At 60.2% G+C, this 13,904-nt stretch carries 14 protein-coding genes; 5 read left to right on the plus strand and 9 right to left on the minus strand.

Annotation, left to right across the window (positions count from 1 at the left end):
• Positions 1 to 23: 23 nt before the first annotated feature.
• Positions 24 to 2,138, minus strand: coding sequence for a phosphoribosylformylglycinamidine synthase subunit PurL (gene purL / locus V5A26_RS02865; protein WP_332322204.1), 2,115 nt, complete (start codon positions 2,136 to 2,138; stop codon positions 24 to 26).
• A 104-nt stretch (positions 2,139 to 2,242) separates the two neighbouring features.
• Between purL and V5A26_RS02870 the strand changes: the two genes are divergently transcribed.
• From V5A26_RS02870 to gatA, 3 genes are read left to right on the plus strand one after another with little or no spacing between them, the layout of a single operon-like run.
• Positions 2,243 to 2,926: a PHP domain-containing protein gene (locus V5A26_RS02870; protein ID WP_332320688.1), complete on the plus strand. Its 684-nt coding sequence runs from the start codon at positions 2,243 to 2,245 to the stop codon at positions 2,924 to 2,926.
• Between the two features lie 47 nt (positions 2,927 to 2,973).
• Entirely contained in the window at positions 2,974 to 3,252 is a 279-nt protein-coding gene (gatC, locus tag V5A26_RS02875; RefSeq protein ID WP_332320687.1) for an Asp-tRNA(Asn)/Glu-tRNA(Gln) amidotransferase subunit GatC, read from the plus strand.
• Entirely contained in the window at positions 3,249 to 4,517 is a 1,269-nt protein-coding gene (gatA, locus tag V5A26_RS02880) for an Asp-tRNA(Asn)/Glu-tRNA(Gln) amidotransferase subunit GatA (protein ID WP_332320686.1), read from the plus strand. The genes gatC and gatA overlap by 4 nt, the downstream gene beginning before the upstream one ends.
• A 28-nt stretch (positions 4,518 to 4,545) precedes the next feature.
• Here gatA and V5A26_RS02885 read toward each other — a convergent pair whose 3' ends face one another.
• The 8 genes from V5A26_RS02885 to V5A26_RS02920 all read right to left on the minus strand — a co-directional run bounded on the left by V5A26_RS02885 (position 4,546) and on the right by V5A26_RS02920 (position 13,214).
• Complete coding sequence (locus V5A26_RS02885; protein WP_332320685.1) at positions 4,546 to 4,902, minus strand: helix-turn-helix transcriptional regulator; 357 nt, start codon at positions 4,900 to 4,902, stop codon at positions 4,546 to 4,548.
• Positions 4,903 to 5,001: 99 nt separating this feature from the next.
• Positions 5,002 to 6,489, minus strand: a complete 1,488-nt coding sequence (locus V5A26_RS02890; RefSeq protein WP_332320684.1) for a class I adenylate-forming enzyme family protein — start codon at positions 6,487 to 6,489, stop codon at positions 5,002 to 5,004.
• Positions 6,482 to 7,537, minus strand: coding sequence for an o-succinylbenzoate synthase (gene menC, locus V5A26_RS02895; RefSeq protein ID WP_332322205.1), 1,056 nt, complete (start codon positions 7,535 to 7,537; stop codon positions 6,482 to 6,484). The genes V5A26_RS02890 and menC overlap by 8 nt, the downstream gene beginning before the upstream one ends.
• The gene (locus tag V5A26_RS02900; protein ID WP_332320682.1) at positions 7,534 to 8,490 is read right to left on the minus strand and encodes a 1,4-dihydroxy-2-naphthoate polyprenyltransferase; all 957 of its coding nucleotides are present in this window, start codon (positions 8,488 to 8,490) and stop codon (positions 7,534 to 7,536) included. Before V5A26_RS02900 ends, menC begins: the two co-directional genes overlap by 4 nt.
• Before the next feature lies 1 nt (position 8,491).
• Positions 8,492 to 9,373, minus strand: a complete 882-nt coding sequence (locus tag V5A26_RS02905; RefSeq protein ID WP_332320681.1) for a 1,4-dihydroxy-2-naphthoyl-CoA synthase — start codon at positions 9,371 to 9,373, stop codon at positions 8,492 to 8,494.
• A gap of 51 nt (positions 9,374 to 9,424) precedes the next feature.
• On the minus strand, positions 9,425 to 11,170 hold the full coding sequence (gene menD, locus V5A26_RS02910; RefSeq protein WP_332320680.1) for a 2-succinyl-5-enolpyruvyl-6-hydroxy-3-cyclohexene-1-carboxylic-acid synthase: 1,746 nt from the start codon (positions 11,168 to 11,170) through the stop codon (positions 9,425 to 9,427).
• Positions 11,167 to 12,558 carry an isochorismate synthase gene (locus tag V5A26_RS02915; protein WP_332320679.1) on the minus strand — a complete coding sequence of 464 codons (1,392 nt, stop codon included), beginning with the start codon at positions 12,556 to 12,558 and terminating at the stop codon, positions 11,167 to 11,169. Before V5A26_RS02915 ends, menD begins: the two co-directional genes overlap by 4 nt.
• 59 nt (positions 12,559 to 12,617) lie before the next feature.
• The gene (locus tag V5A26_RS02920; protein WP_332320678.1) at positions 12,618 to 13,214 is read right to left on the minus strand and encodes a sulfite oxidase-like oxidoreductase; all 597 of its coding nucleotides are present in this window, start codon (positions 13,212 to 13,214) and stop codon (positions 12,618 to 12,620) included.
• Between the two features lie 106 nt (positions 13,215 to 13,320).
• Between V5A26_RS02920 and V5A26_RS02925 the strand changes: the two genes are divergently transcribed.
• Complete coding sequence (locus V5A26_RS02925) at positions 13,321 to 13,530, plus strand: DUF7120 family protein (protein ID WP_332320677.1); 210 nt, start codon at positions 13,321 to 13,323, stop codon at positions 13,528 to 13,530.
• Between the two features lie 60 nt (positions 13,531 to 13,590).
• Positions 13,591 to 13,869: a UPF0058 family protein gene (locus V5A26_RS02930; protein WP_332320676.1), complete on the plus strand. Its 279-nt coding sequence runs from the start codon at positions 13,591 to 13,593 to the stop codon at positions 13,867 to 13,869.
• Positions 13,870 to 13,904: the final 35 nt, after the last annotated feature.

Genomic DNA, 13,904 nt, shown 5'->3' on the forward strand with positions numbered 1-13,904 from the left:
TCGGGACCGCCAAAACTTGCTGTTCAGCCGAGGGCTTCGAGGGTCGACCGGAACTCTGCGAGTGTCGCTGTATCGTACGAGACTGTCTCTTCCGCAGCGTCCACGGTCACGTCCAGCTTGGCCCTCGCAGTTGCCGACCCGATATCAAGGACTTCCAGCGTCTCGCCTACGGCTGATTCGAGTGCATCTCGATCGGTGGTCTCGACGACGATGCGCCCTGGCGCTTCGGAAAACAGCGTTTTGGCGTTCGGCACGTTCACCTCAACGCCACCCGCCTCGTGAACCATTTCGGCGAGCGTGACGATCAAGCCGCCATCGCTGACGTCGTGGACGGCCACTGTACTGTCGAGCCCCGCGACCGTTTTGATCGCCTCAATGCGGGCCTTCGGATTCTCCGGGAGTTCCGGGAACCGATCCGCGCCGCCGATTTGGGCCAGGAGTTCTGAGCCCCCAAGTCGCTCCTCAAACCCACCGAGCAGTACTAGTTCACCCGCTCCCTTCGCGGCGAGAGTTGGCGCGTCGAACGACGGGGCCGTCCCGATCATTGCGAGAGTGGGGGTGGGTGGAATCGGGCCGACGTTCGAATCATTGTAGAGGGAGACGTTGCCACCGACCACCGGGATGTCCAGATCCGAACAGCCGTCTGCGAGGCCGTCGACAATCGCCGCGAACTCCCCGTACACGTCAGGTTTCTCTGGGTTCCCGGCGTTGACACAGTCGACTGTTGCGAGTGGTTTCGCCCCCTTCGCCGCAAGGTTCGTCGCGTTCTCGATGGCCGTTGCATAGGCCCCTTCGTAGGGTGCCGTCTCGGTCCAGGTGGGTTCTGTCCCCGAGGTGAAGGCCAGTCCTTGGTCGGCCTCTCGAATCGCCAGGATGCCGGCGTCGTCACCCGGTCGGAGGGCTGTTCTGGTGCCGACTTCGTGGTCGTACTGGCGGTAGACCCACTCGTCACTTGCGGTGTTTGGACTACTGATCACCGTCTCTGTGGCCGATTCAAGATCGATAGCAGGAAGGTCCGGTTCAGGTTGGGTGGGCTCGATGCTTGGGAGGTCGTTCATCGGAGCGCCATCAGCGACGAACTCGGCTGGAACATCGACGACGGTCTCTCCCTCGAAGTCACACACGTATCGACCGGTGTCCGTGGTTTCCCCAATGACCGAGACCTCGAGATCGAAGGTATCAGCGACAGATTCTACTGACGGCACGTTCTCCGGGCGGACTTCGTAGACCATTCGCTCCTGGGACTCCGCGAGGAGAATCTCCATTGCGTTCATGTTCGTCTCACGGAGGTGGACTGAATCCAGGTCGATATCGGCTCCCAGCCCGCCCTTTGCGATCAGTTCAGAAGATGCGCCCCCAAGTCCTGCTGCACCGAGGTCCCTGGCGGATTCGACCAGGTCCCCCTCGACGAGTTTCTCGTTGGCCTCGATGAGGAGTTTCTCCGTATACGGGTCTCCCACCTGGACCGCTGGCCGGTCCTCCGTTTCTGCGTCCTCGCCGAGGTCCTCGCTGGCGAAACTCGCCCCGCCGAGCCCGTCCCGACCGGTGGCATTGCCAACCAGGACGAGTTTATTCCCCGGTTCGCTTGCCTCCGCTGTAAGCAGTCGCTCGTCGTCCACGAGGCCGACACAGGCGACATTGACGAGGGGGTTCCCTTCGTAGTCCGGATGAAACCGGGTGCTCCCGGTGATCGTCGGGACGCCGATGGAATTCCCGTAATCGCTGATCCCTTCGACGATGCCCTCGAGAAGGTATCGGGGATGTTCCTCGTCGAAGTCCCCGACATACAGCGAGTCGGCCAGTCCGATGGGATACGCCCCCATCGAGATGATGTCCCGGACGATTCCGCCGACGCCGGTGGCGGCCCCATCGTAGGGATCGACGTACGATGGGTGGTTGTGGCTCTCGATGCCGAACGCGACGTAATTCTCCTCGTCGAGGGCCACGACTGCGGCGTCGTCGCCTGGACCGACGACGACCTGTTCCCCGTCGCTCTCGAACGCCCCTAATAGGTGTCGAGAGGATCGGTAGGCACAGTGTTCGCTCCAGAGGTTCTCGAAGAGTGCGGCCTCCGGTCTCGTCGGTTCGCGATCGAGGGTGTCCGTGACCAGTTCGAGGTCCGGATCGGCCAGAGTCATTCATCTCGATGGACATCGCGGTCGATTATAGGGTTTCTCATGTCCACAGTTTTGGATACACCTCGACCGATTCGTTTTTGATTCCCGGCCACAAAGCCGACCTCGTGCTTACCGTCGAGCTTCACGCGCATTCGGAAGGCTCCTACGACGGCCGGGACCAGGTCGAGATGCTTCTTGAGCAGGCCGCTGCAGTGGGTCTCGACGCTATTGCAGTCACCGACCACGACGTGTTTGCAGAAAGTGAACGGGCGGTCGCCCTGGCGCCCGAGTTCGATCTTATCGGTATTCCAGGGATGGAGGTCACCTCTGCGGCTGGGCACGTCCTGGCACTTGGGATCGATCGAAAGATTCCGGCCGAACTCCCCTTCAGTGAGACGATCGAGGCGATTCACGAAGCCGGTGGTATTGCTGTCGTCCCGCACCCGTTTCAAAAATCACGGAGCGGGGTCGCACCGAACATTTCGCGGGAGGCACTCAGTACGGCCGACGCCATCGAAGTTTACAACTCACGGTTGCTAACCGGCCGGGCTAATCGGAAGGCCGAATCCTTCGCCGAGGACCAACAATTGCCCCAGACTGCCGGTTCGGACGCGCATATCGCGGAACTCGTCGGACAGGCGGTCACCGCCGTCGACGCCCAGACCGAATCTGCACAGGGGATCATCGACGCTATTCGCGAGGGCAAAACGACCGTCGAAGGACGGCGCACGCCGTGGCATATCAGCTTCCGCCAGGCGGCCGGTGGGGCCAAACGACGGGTGAAAAACCGACTCGCGAGTTTCTTCTAAGTGCGGGTATCGAAACTCTTACCGAACGACCACCCCTTTCCGCTCGTATGTCAACCGAGCCTGTCGACACAGCGGACGTCGAGCGGGTGGCGTCACTCGCCCGGGTCGAACTGGACGACTCGGAAATCAGTGCGTTTGCCACGCAGTTCCAGGAGATCCTCGATTACTTCGACGCGCTGGAAGAAGTTCCGGACGTGGACTCGGAGCCCGAACTCGTGAACGTCATGCGAAATGACGAGGTTCAGGAGTCACTCTCCCAGGACGAAGCCCTGCAGAATGCTACCGAGAGTGAGTCGGGCCGCTTCAAAGGGCCGCGTGTGTCATGAGCCTGAACGCGTTCATCACCCGGACGGAGATCGAAAGTGAGGCCGCGGGCCCGCTTGCCGGACAAAGGATCGCGGTCAAGGACAACATCAGCACCGAGGGCATTCGCACGACCTGTGGCTCCGAAATGCTCGAGGAGTACGTCCCGCCCTACGACGCCACGGTAGTTTCGAAGCTGAAAGACGCGGGGGCAACGATCGTCGGGAAGACGAATATGGACGAGTTTGGGATGGGGACGACAACCGAAACCTCCGCCTTTGGACCGACGAAAAACCCGGTCGACGAAGACCGCGTCCCGGGTGGCTCATCCGGGGGGAGTGCCGCCGCCGTCAAAAACGGGGAGGCTGACCTGGCGCTGGGCACTGATACCGGTGGTTCGATTCGCTGTCCAGCGGCGTTCACCGGAACTGTCGGCATCAAGCCCACGTATGGCCTCGTCTCCCGATACGGACTGGTCGCGTACGCGAACAGTCTCGAACAGATCGGACCGATCGCGCCCTCGGTCGAGGAGGCAGCGGACCTCCTTTCGGTCATCGCCGGTCCCGACGAGCACGATGGGACGACCCGCGAAGCGGGCAAAGATATGAACTATGCTGCAGCAGCGGATGGGGATGTCGACGGGTTGCGGATCGGGATTCCGACGGAACTACTCGAGGGCAGTGATCCGGTGGTTCGAAAGCGATTCGAAGTCGGGCTCGAACAACTCCGAGAGCAGGGCGCGGAAACCGTCGAAGTCGAGTTGCCCTCAGTCGAATACGCTGTGGCCGCCTACTACGTTATCGCGATGTCCGAGGCATCGTCGAACCTGGCTCGATTCGATGGGGTCCGCTTCGGGACCGCTGGTGGTTTCGACGGTGATTGGAACGAATCTTTCGCGGCCGCCCGCTCTGCAGGATTTGGGGAGGAGGTCATTCGGCGGATTCTCCTGGGCACCTTCGCGCTCTCAGAAGGCTACCACGACAAGTATTACAAACAAGCACAGGAGGCCCGATCCTGGGTCAAACAGGACTTCGATGCGGCTTTCGAGGAGGCCGACGTGTTGGCGACCCCGACGATGCCGGTGCTTCCGCCGAAACTCGGTGAAAGTCTGGAGGACCCGCTGCAAATGTACCTCATCGACGCGAACACGGTGCCAGTCAACCTGGCGAACCTGCCGGCGATTTCGGTGCCGGTTGGCGAGACGGATAGCCTCCCAGTCGGCTTTCAACTGATCGGGCCAGCGTTCGGAGAAAAACAGATCATACGGGCCGGCAGCGCACTGGAGTAGGGTCCGGCCGGCATCGTCGATAGGTGCGCTACTCTTCGTAGACCAGATTCATAATCCACTGCGAGAAGCGATCAGACTCGGGATCGGCGTTTTCCTCGCCGACAAATGGCGAGAGCATGTCCCCAGCCATCATCAGCGAGAAATCGAGGTCTTCTTCGATAACCACGGCTTCCAGAAGATAGGTCGTGTTCCCGTTATGGACGGTTTGCTCGCGCTCGATCAGGCCTCCATCTTCGAGTTTGGTGGCAAGCCGACTCCCCTTTCGCGAGGAGACATCGAGTTCCTTCCAGAATTCCGACTGATGGATGGCCCCCCGCTCCCTGACGAGTTCGAGGGCGTCCCGCTCGTCCTCGGAGAGATCGCTTTCGATGGATGACGCGCTCATTGGTTGATTCTCCCGGCGAAACCGTTTAAAGGTTCAGTATTACACATTGGCCACAGGGCCTTTGAGTGAAGACTCCCGGGGCCACCGACTGGCCCAGCGTCAGGTTTCTTCAGTCAGTAATCGCTCCCGAAGTGCAGCCCGATCCACGGTCCCCGAGGCAGTTCTCGGGAGCGAGTCGAGGATGGAGACAGTCTTCGGGAGCTTGTAATCGGCCAGTTGCCCACGCAGGCGTTCCCGGATCGTTTTAGCCATCCGCTCTGAGGAGGCCTCCGTTTCATCGACTACAACCGCTGCGGCCACGCGTTCACCCCATTCGTCGTCTGGAAGCCCTAATACTGAGACCGCTGAAACTGGGTGTGTGCCCCGGATTGCGGCCGCCACTTCTCTGGGTGAGACGTTTTCCCCACCAGTGACGATCAGATCGTCGATCCGACCGGTGACGACCAGCAGGCCACGTTCGGTCAGGAATCCTCGGTCCCCAGTTCGAAGGTGGTCGTCGGGGTCCCTTTCGGTTCCGTCCACCCCGCCGGGACTGACGATCGGCCCAGAGACCGTGATTTCGCCGATTTCGCCTGGCGGGACCGTCTTGTCAGTATCGTCTTGGATTGACACGGTCGCCGCCTGTACTGGTCGGCCCACGGTGCCGGGCCTCGTTTGAAGTTCCGCTGGCGTCGCCGTGGCGATGCCAGAGGCCGTTTCAGTCATTCCGTAACTCGTGTAGAGTGGTATGTCGTTTTCGAGGGCCCGCTTCGTTAGTGCAGGTGCTGTAGCAGCGCCCCCGACAAGGACGAATCGAAGCGATTTGGGGACTCCAGGCTCCTCAAGCAGTCGCTCCAGCATCGTTGGGACCAGTGAAGCGCCCGTGATGTCGTATTCGTCCATCGCTTGGGCTGTTTCTGTGGCGTCGAAAGAGCGACGAAGGACAGTCGTTGCCCCCAGCATCGCGGTTCTGATCGGGATCGAGAGGCCACCTGCGTGGTAGAGTGGGAGGTCGAGGAGCCACCGATCCGTGGGATTGGCCTCAAGCCGTTGTACGGTCGAGGCAGCACTAGCACCGAGATTTCGCCCCGTCAAGCGCACTCCTGTCGGCGTCCCAGTGGTCCCTGAGGTAAACAGAATCACGCGAGTTTCGTCGATAGCGCGGCTGTTTCCGGAGCGAGACGGTTGGGCCGGCTCTGTCCGGTCGGTTGTGGAATCGGTGGCAAGCGTTGTTGTGTCCACTGTTGGCACGGGGAGCTCATCCGTTTCGACATCGAAAATCGAGGTTTCGGGACTGGTGAGACAGAGATGGGTGTCCGCGCGCTTACAGCGGGACCGAATTTCTGCTGCTGGTTCACCTGGATCGAGTGGAACCAGGGTCCCATTAGCCCGAAAAACACCCCAAACCGTGGCGATTGCGTCCGGGCTCCTGGACATGATTAACCCAATCCGATCACCAGGTTTGGTGTCATGATCTGTGAGTTCGCTGGCGATACGATCTGCCCAGTCATTGAGCTTGGCATACGACCACGTCCTCCCTGATTTGGCGTCGATGAGTGCGGGGTGGTCCGGCCGCTCTCGTGCCGCTTGTCGGAGGTACTCATCCATCGATTGTCACCCCCTCGATACCGAGACCCGGGTCAGTCGGCGGTTCGATAGCGCCATTTCGGACTGGCGCGGGATCCGGAGCGAGATCCGTTTCGAACCGTTCGGCAGTCGCCAAGCCGGAGGGTGGCAGGTTCTCGAGGGACGCTGCGAGGTGAACGGCACCCATTCGCCCGACAGCGCTCTCGAAAATCGAGGTTACCACCGGTGTTGCCCCAGCCTGTCGAACCCGTTTTGTCAATCCTCGCGCGATGTCAATTCCACCAATTGCCATCGGTTTGAGCACGTACACATCTGCAACGTCTTTACGGAGTAGGGTGGTGACCACGGTTTCAGCAATGCTTTCGTCGAGGGCAATTCCTGTTCCACTGCCTCGCAATTGCCCATGTGCACGCGTTTGCTCGACTGGCAAGGGCTGTTCGACGTAGGACAACCCGAATGAAGCGGTCTCCGAAAGGAATTGTTGGGCGTCTGCCCTGTTCCAGGCACCGTTTGCGTCTGCACGGAGTTCGATGTGAGAACCCACCGTTTCCCGGACAGACCGGAGCCGTCGGACATCTCGGTCAATCGAACCGGCTCCGACTTTGAGTTTGATGGCCGGGAAACCGGCCCGTTTGGCGACACCTGCTCTCTGGGCTGTTTCTGTGGCTGTCCCATCACCAATGGTCGCATTGACGGGGACCTGTCCGGTTGCCTGGCCGCCAAGCAATCGATAGAGCGGCGTTTCTTGTTGCTTTGCTTCCAGATCCAGTGCTGCTAACGAGACCGCATGTCTCGCTGCTGGATAACGGAGCCGCCCTTTGGTTGTCTTGGAGACGACTCGGAACGCTCTAGGCCACCCTGCATCCGTGTAGGCCTTTGTGGCACGTTCCAGGGCCTGTTTGCACGCTTCGAATGATTCCGTGAACGGATGGAGTGGCGTTGCCTCTCCTAGCCCCGTTGGACCAGTACCGACCTGGAACAGAACCCCCTGTCTCGTGTGGAGAGTTTCACGGGCCGTTTGCAGTGGCGGATCGAGTTTCAGTTCGAACGAGTCAATTGTTGCGCTCATAGGACCAATCCAAGTGCAAAGAGGCCTCCAAAGGCGGCCACGAGTTGTCCGGTTCGTTCGAGTGCCGGATTGAGTTCGGCCGTGTTTCGACCCGTCAACACCATGCGCGTCGCGGAGATGGCAAGCGGGAGACTGAGGAAGGGAAGCAAGACGACTGGACCGATCCCTTGGGTGAGGAAAAACCAGACTGGGACCGCATAGGCAACGGCGGTCAACAGCACATATTCCACTCGACTCCATCGGTACCCAAGCAGGACAGCGAGAGTTCGTTTGCCCCCTTCGCGGTCGTCCTCGATGTCCCGAATGTTGTTTACGACCAGGATATTCGTGACCGGGCCGGCCATCGAGAGGCTGGCAACGAGTGCAGAGAGTGGCAGCGTTTCGGGCTGGATTGTGAGCGGGATCGTTTCCAAAAGCAGGGCACTCGCCTGGACGTAATAGGTTCCAGTCACGGCGATGACGCCGAAAAACAGGAACGCAAAGAGATCCCCAAGCGCGTGTGAGCCGATGGGATAGGGACCCCCGGAGTACGCAAAGCCGCTGGCGATGCTCGCCAATCCGATAATGACGATCGGAAGGCCACCGATCGAGACCAGGTAAATCCCGATCAGAAAGGCCAGCCCGTAACTGAGCACTGCGGCCCCAAAAACGCGCTTAGCGGGGATGAGGCCGGATTGACTCACACGGACATAGCCCGCCGATTCGTCGGAATCCACCCCTTTCTCGTAGTCGAAGTAGTCGTTCGCGAAGTCCGTCCCTGTTTGAAGCAGGAGCGCACCAAAGAGCGCGGCGATGGCCGGCAGTGGTGCAAACACCCCTTCGTGAACGGCCAGAGCCGTGCCGACGACCACTGGCGATGCTCCAGCCGGTTTCACATGTGGTCGGGCCGCGATGACCCATGCCCGCCACCGGGGAATATCTCCCGGGCCAGGCGACCGGTCCTCGTCGCTCATTTCAGTAATGCCACGGGAAGTCCTCGAAGGACGGCTCCCGGTTTTCGAGGAACGCGTCCCTGCCCTCCGCGGCTTGATCTGTCATATACGCGAGTCGGGTCGCCTCGCCCGAAAACACCTGCTGACCGACCAATCCGTCGTCGATGCCGTTGAACGCATATTTGAGCATTCGAATCGAGGTCGGACTCTTCTTCGAGATCGTTTCGGCCATCTCGAGTGCCCGGTCTTCCAACGCCTCGTGTGGGACGACCTCATTGACCATTCCCATTTCGGCAGCGGTCTCCGCGTCGTAGGTTTTCCCGAGGAAAAATATCTCGCGGGCGCGCTTCTGACCGACTTGTCGAGCCAGATAGGCCGAGCCAAATCCACCATCGAAACTGGCCACATCCGGGTCCGTCTGCTTGAACTTCGCTTCTTCGTCGCTCGCGATGGTCAGATCACAAACTGCGTGGAGGCTGTGTCCGCCCCCAACTGCCCAGCCGGGGACGACGGCTATCACCGGTTTTGGGAGGTGACGGATCTGCCGCTGGACCTCGAGGATGTGTAGTCGTCCTGTCGAGGCCTCACTTTCGTCTCCGTACTCGTATCCATCGGCCGAGCGAACCGACTGGTCGCCACCTGACGAGAACGCCCACCCGTCATCGTCCGGAGAGGGGCCGTTTCCAGTCAACAACACGGCGCCAACGTCTGTTTGGCGTTTCGCGTGATCCAGGGCAGTCGCGAGTTCGTCGACCGTTTGGGGCCGGAACGCGTTCCTGACTTCCGGCCGGTCGAAGGCGATGCGGACCGCACCTACCTCACGGGCCCGGTGATAGGTAATATCCGAAAAATCGAGCCCGTCAACGGGTGTCCACCGATCGGGATCGAAGAGCGTCGAGACCATTACTCGTCAGGAATACCGCGGCCTAAAAAAGGCTCCCGCTGTGCTCGTCGGTTATTCGTTGAGCCGATCTTCGACCGTCTCACGTATCGAGTTCCGGATTTCATGGCTTCGTTCGGCGTCAGTCCGCACTTCCAAGACCTGTGTGCCTGGGGAATTGGCGCTTTTGGCGACTGCCTCACCCACGGTTTCCGGCTTGATCGTGTCGAACTCCAAGTCGTACAGCGCTTCGGTGGCCGAGAAATCGAGATTGTGTGGGGTTTTGAACTGCGACTCAAACGGCGGGTCGAAATCTGCGATCGGGAGCATGTGGAAGATTGCACCCCCATCGTTGTTGACGAGGACGATGGTCGCGTCGAGGCCGAACCGACCGAGAGCGATGAGGCCATTCATGTCGTGGAAGTAGGCCAGGTCACCTGTCACGGCGATAAGCGGATCTGGTGTTGCTTTCCCAGCCCCGAGGGCGGTGCTGAGGATTCCATCGATGCCGCTTGCACCGCGATTTCCGAGAACAGTGAGAGCCGCCTCTTGGGGCTGTCCAAAGCGGTCGAGGTCCCGGACGGCCATACTGTTCGAGACGAAGATCGTCGCGGGGTCGGGCGCTTCTCGGGTGACCTGCCCGAGAACGGTTCCTTCCGAAGGACGATATTCTGCTGTATTCACTGCCTGCCAGTGGACTGTTTCTGCCCGATCGAAGCGCTCTTTCCAGGCGGTTGACGGGGCCGCATCGATCGGGTCGAGGGACTCAACCAATGGGCGGACCGCGGAGTGGACGTGATCGGTCGCAGTAAACGTGGCCTCTTGCCAGCCACCGGCCGGGTCGATCAGGAACTGGCGAGTCGCGCTGTCCCGAAGATACTGTCTGAGCGGTTTCGACGTCGGTGAGGCGCCGAACCGGACGACGACATCGGGGTCGGGCCACGATGCGGTTGCTGTGGTCCCCAAATACCCGTCATAACCCCCAAATACCTGTGCCTCCGCTAAATGGTCGCCGAATCTCATATTCGAAAGTGGATCGGCGAGAAGCGGGAATCCAGTCTGCGTTCCTAGTTTAGCGATAGCCGCTTGGCGATCAGGATCTGGTGCGAGAGGTCCCGCGACGAGCAAACCCCGGCTGGCATTTTCGATGGCTTCGGTGAGGTCCGAGATTGCCGCAGGCGCGGGCCTGACTGTTCCGCGATGTGTTTTGACCGCTGTCCCTTCTTGACTCCCCGTGTCGGCCCATTGTTCGATTGCGGCTTGTTCGGTCGGTTCTTCGACCGGCGCGAGCGGTTTTCGCAGCGGGACGTTGAGATGAACTGGTCCAGCATTTGGGGGCTTGGCTGCTCTGACGGCCCTGGCGACGGTCGTGCGAAGTGAGCGACGGGTCCGAGGTCGAGCATCCGGGGTGGGAAGGGTTCGGGCGAATCGAGGCGCGTCTCCATAGAGGTCGTGTTGATCGATCGTCTGATTTGCGCCACTATCCTGCAATTCTGGCGGGCGGTCCGCGGTGAGAACGACCAGTGGTGTTCGAGAATGATGGGCTTCCACGACTGCCGGGTGGAAATTCACCGCGCCCGTTCCAGATGTCGAAACGAGAACGCCGGGCTCACCGGATTGTTTGCCGTATCCTAGAGCGTAAAATCCCGCCGAGCGCTCGTCGAGATGCGTATCGATTTCGGCCCCGTCGGCTCCGGCGGCGGCCACGGTCAGCGGCGTCGAACGGCTGCCTGGTGCAATGACGAACTGGGCAAGTCCACTTGCCACGAGTTCCCCAACGAGGTTGTTCGCCCAGAGGGTACTCAGGTTTGGGGCACTCATTCGAGGACCTCCCGGATCGGCTCGAACTTCGCTTCCAGTTCGCTCCATTCCGTCTCGGGGTCGCTTCCGGCCACGATACCGTTCCCCGCGAATAGGGTGGCTCGACCTGGTTTGGCGAGTGCAGATCGAATGCCGACCGCGAAGGTTCCATCACCATATGCATCGAACCACCCGACTGGCGCACCATACCATCCCCTGACCGTCGATTCGATTTCGGCGATGGTGTCTCTAGCCGCTGCAGTCGGCAGGCCGCCAACTGCCGGTGTCGGGTGGAGAAGTTCGACGAGATCGAGGACATGGACGTCTTGGGGCAATGAGGCGGCGATGGGTGTTTGCAGGTGATGGACGTTCGCCAGCGTTCTCACTGTTCGGCTGCCGACCTCGACTGTTGCACCGAGTTCCCGCAATTGCTCGGTAATGCGGTCCGCAACCAGATCGTGCTCGGTCGCGAGCGTTTGATCGCCCAACAGGCGCTTAGTTTGAGCTTGGTCGCCAGCCAAATCTGTCCCACGTTTGACCGTGCCGGCCAGCGCTTCAGTGCTGAGTGACCGGCCCCGTTTTTCGACGAGCCGTTCCGGCGAAGCTCCGAAAAACGTCGTGTGTGTTTTTGCTGACGGTTCGGCTGTGGGAGCTGTAAAGCTGAACCGATAGCATTTCGGATACCGGGTTTCGAGATCGGCTAACACTGATCCGATATCCAGTTTGCCATCGAGTTTGAGATCGAACGCTTCGGCAAGGACCGCCTTCTGTAAGTCGCCCTTGGCGATGATGTCACGAACTGCCCGTACGCGGTCGGTCCACGTCGACTGCTCCGCGCGGAGCCCTTCGGGGTCCGAACGAACGGAATCACTCGGTTGAGTGTCTGCCGGGGCGGTCGGTGCTGAGCCAGATTGTTGGTCCGGCGTGTCTTGGCTTCCCTCTCCCGCTTCTTCGAGGTCATAGACGGTTTTGGCAAGCCGATCCGTGGTCGCTCCCTGTCCGAACCCAGTGATCCATGTTCGGTCCTCTGAAAGGGTGATCTGGACAGCCGGCAACAGGAATCCTGCCGGCTCGAACTCGGACCAGGGGTCGGCCAACCTGGGTGTGTCGAAGAAGGAAAACCCCCCGAACAACCGTGGCCGGGCAGGAAGTGGAATCCCGTCCTGTTCAACCCTGTCGAAAAGCTGACGACCCTTCGCCTTAACAGTTTGAAATCGGTCCGGGCCGCTGCCGCTAACCCGTGCCGCCCGGCCACTGGCGAGGAGGGGCGGGTGATTGGGGCCTGCCCACACAGCTGTCACCTCATCGAGTGCGTTAATTGCGTCTTGCAGCGCCACTGGGTGGGTTTTACGGACGCCTGTTTCGATGGGGCGATCTCCCCCTGTTGGGTTGCTTACGTCCATTGCCATGCGTTCTGCCTCTTGGTTTCCGTGTGAAATCGGCTGTGTTGGGACCTCCCCTGCATGTCCTAGCTGTACCGTTCTTCGGCCCAGGGATTCGCGGTGACTGAATAGCCCCGTTTCTCCCAGTAGCCACGGACCGGCTCGGTTCGAAATTCGATCTCGGTGACCCACTTGGCCCCTTTGTACGCGTACTTGTGCGGGGTAATCAGTCTGAGTGGGCCGCCGTGTTCGCGGTCGAGCGGTTCGCCGTCGTGTTCGAAGGTAAGTAGCACCTCATCTCGGAGACAGTCCGACAGTGGGAGATCCGTCGTGTATCCATCGGCCGCGTGAAAGAGGACATGCGCTGCATCCGGATCGATGTCCAGCATTTCTGCTAGTTCGGGGACGGGTACCCCAGTGAACTCATGGTCAAAGGAACTCCAGCCAGTGACACAATGCACGTCCTGTCGCTGTGTCTCGGTTGGGAGGGCTTGCACCTTCTCCCAATCGAAGGTCCGTGGCGTGGAGACGGCTCCTGTGACCGAGAGGGTCCATGTTTCCTGATTTGTCGCCGGGACTTCACCTTTCGTGAAAACGGGGAACTCCGACGTCCGACGTTGCCCTGGGGGGAGCCGGTCCCGGCCGAACTCCTGGTAGAGGTCGGTCACGTCCCTGACAGTCATATCAATACTTTTGTCGGCGAGGATTAGTTCCTTGTGGTCCGGGTTATCTAGGGGAAGTACTGCCCGTCAGTCTTATGAAGGGAGGGGGCCAACCCCCGACTAATAGATGCCGACGGTGGAAATCAACGTGCCCGATCATATCGAGATGCAGATCGCCCAATTGGTGGATCAGGGGGAGTTCCTGAGTCAGGAAGAGGCGATCGAACAGCTCCTTTCAGCAGGTATCAAGGCCTACAAGACTTCTGGCCCCGTCGAGGAAGAGGGAACCTTCGAGGACGAAGGCATGATGGGCCACGAAGACGAGTACGTCTTCTAGCCCGACTGAAGGCTCCCACGCAGACAACACTTATCCGGTCCTCTCGTTTACTGGATATCAATGCATAAAGACGAACTACTTGAACTGCACGAGGAAATGGTCCACATCAAGGACCGACTTGCGGCATTCGAGGAGATCGACGAGTCACATTTCGCGAAGTACGAAGGTCTTGAGGTCGACCCGTCCCACGTCCACAAGTCCAAGAGCGAACACAAACACGCAGTTTTCGTTCTGGGGAATGCGCTTGCTACCGCGATGAGCGAGGACGAGTTTAGTTCGGCCGGCCGGCTCTCGAAACGGATGGAAGAACTCGCCGAAGACGCCGAAGAAAAGCTGTAAGACACGCGGCAGCCAGCTGACAGCGCGCTGGCAGA

This window comes from Halodesulfurarchaeum sp. (assembly GCF_036626455.1).
Lineage (GTDB): Archaea > Halobacteriota > Halobacteria > Halobacteriales > Halobacteriaceae > Halodesulfurarchaeum.

Bases quoted from the DNA above. Each gene is read 5' to 3' on its own strand.
- V5A26_RS02900 (WP_332320682.1), bottom strand. From the start codon at position 8,490: ATGAGCGACGAGGACCGGTCGCCTGGCCCGGGAGATATTCCCCGGTGG.
- gatC (WP_332320687.1), top strand. From the start codon at position 2,974: ATGTCAACCGAGCCTGTCGACACAGCGGACGTCGAGCGGGTGGCGTCA.
- V5A26_RS02925 (WP_332320677.1), top strand. From the start codon at position 13,321: ATGCCGACGGTGGAAATCAACGTGCCCGATCATATCGAGATGCAGATC.
- menC (WP_332322205.1), bottom strand. From the start codon at position 7,537: ATGAGCGCAACAATTGACTCGTTCGAACTGAAACTCGATCCGCCACTG.
- V5A26_RS02885 (WP_332320685.1), bottom strand. From the start codon at position 4,902: ATGAGCGCGTCATCCATCGAAAGCGATCTCTCCGAGGACGAGCGGGAC.
- menD (WP_332320680.1), bottom strand. From the start codon at position 11,170: ATGAGTGCCCCAAACCTGAGTACCCTCTGGGCGAACAACCTCGTTGGG.
- V5A26_RS02905 (WP_332320681.1), bottom strand. From the start codon at position 9,373: ATGGTCTCGACGCTCTTCGATCCCGATCGGTGGACACCCGTTGACGGG.
- V5A26_RS02930 (WP_332320676.1), top strand. From the start codon at position 13,591: ATGCATAAAGACGAACTACTTGAACTGCACGAGGAAATGGTCCACATC.
- V5A26_RS02920 (WP_332320678.1), bottom strand. From the start codon at position 13,214: ATGACTGTCAGGGACGTGACCGACCTCTACCAGGAGTTCGGCCGGGAC.
- V5A26_RS02915 (WP_332320679.1), bottom strand. From the start codon at position 12,558: ATGGCAATGGACGTAAGCAACCCAACAGGGGGAGATCGCCCCATCGAA.
- gatA (WP_332320686.1), top strand. From the start codon at position 3,249: ATGAGCCTGAACGCGTTCATCACCCGGACGGAGATCGAAAGTGAGGCC.
- V5A26_RS02890 (WP_332320684.1), bottom strand. From the start codon at position 6,489: ATGGATGAGTACCTCCGACAAGCGGCACGAGAGCGGCCGGACCACCCC.
- purL (WP_332322204.1), bottom strand. From the start codon at position 2,138: ATGACTCTGGCCGATCCGGACCTCGAACTGGTCACGGACACCCTCGAT.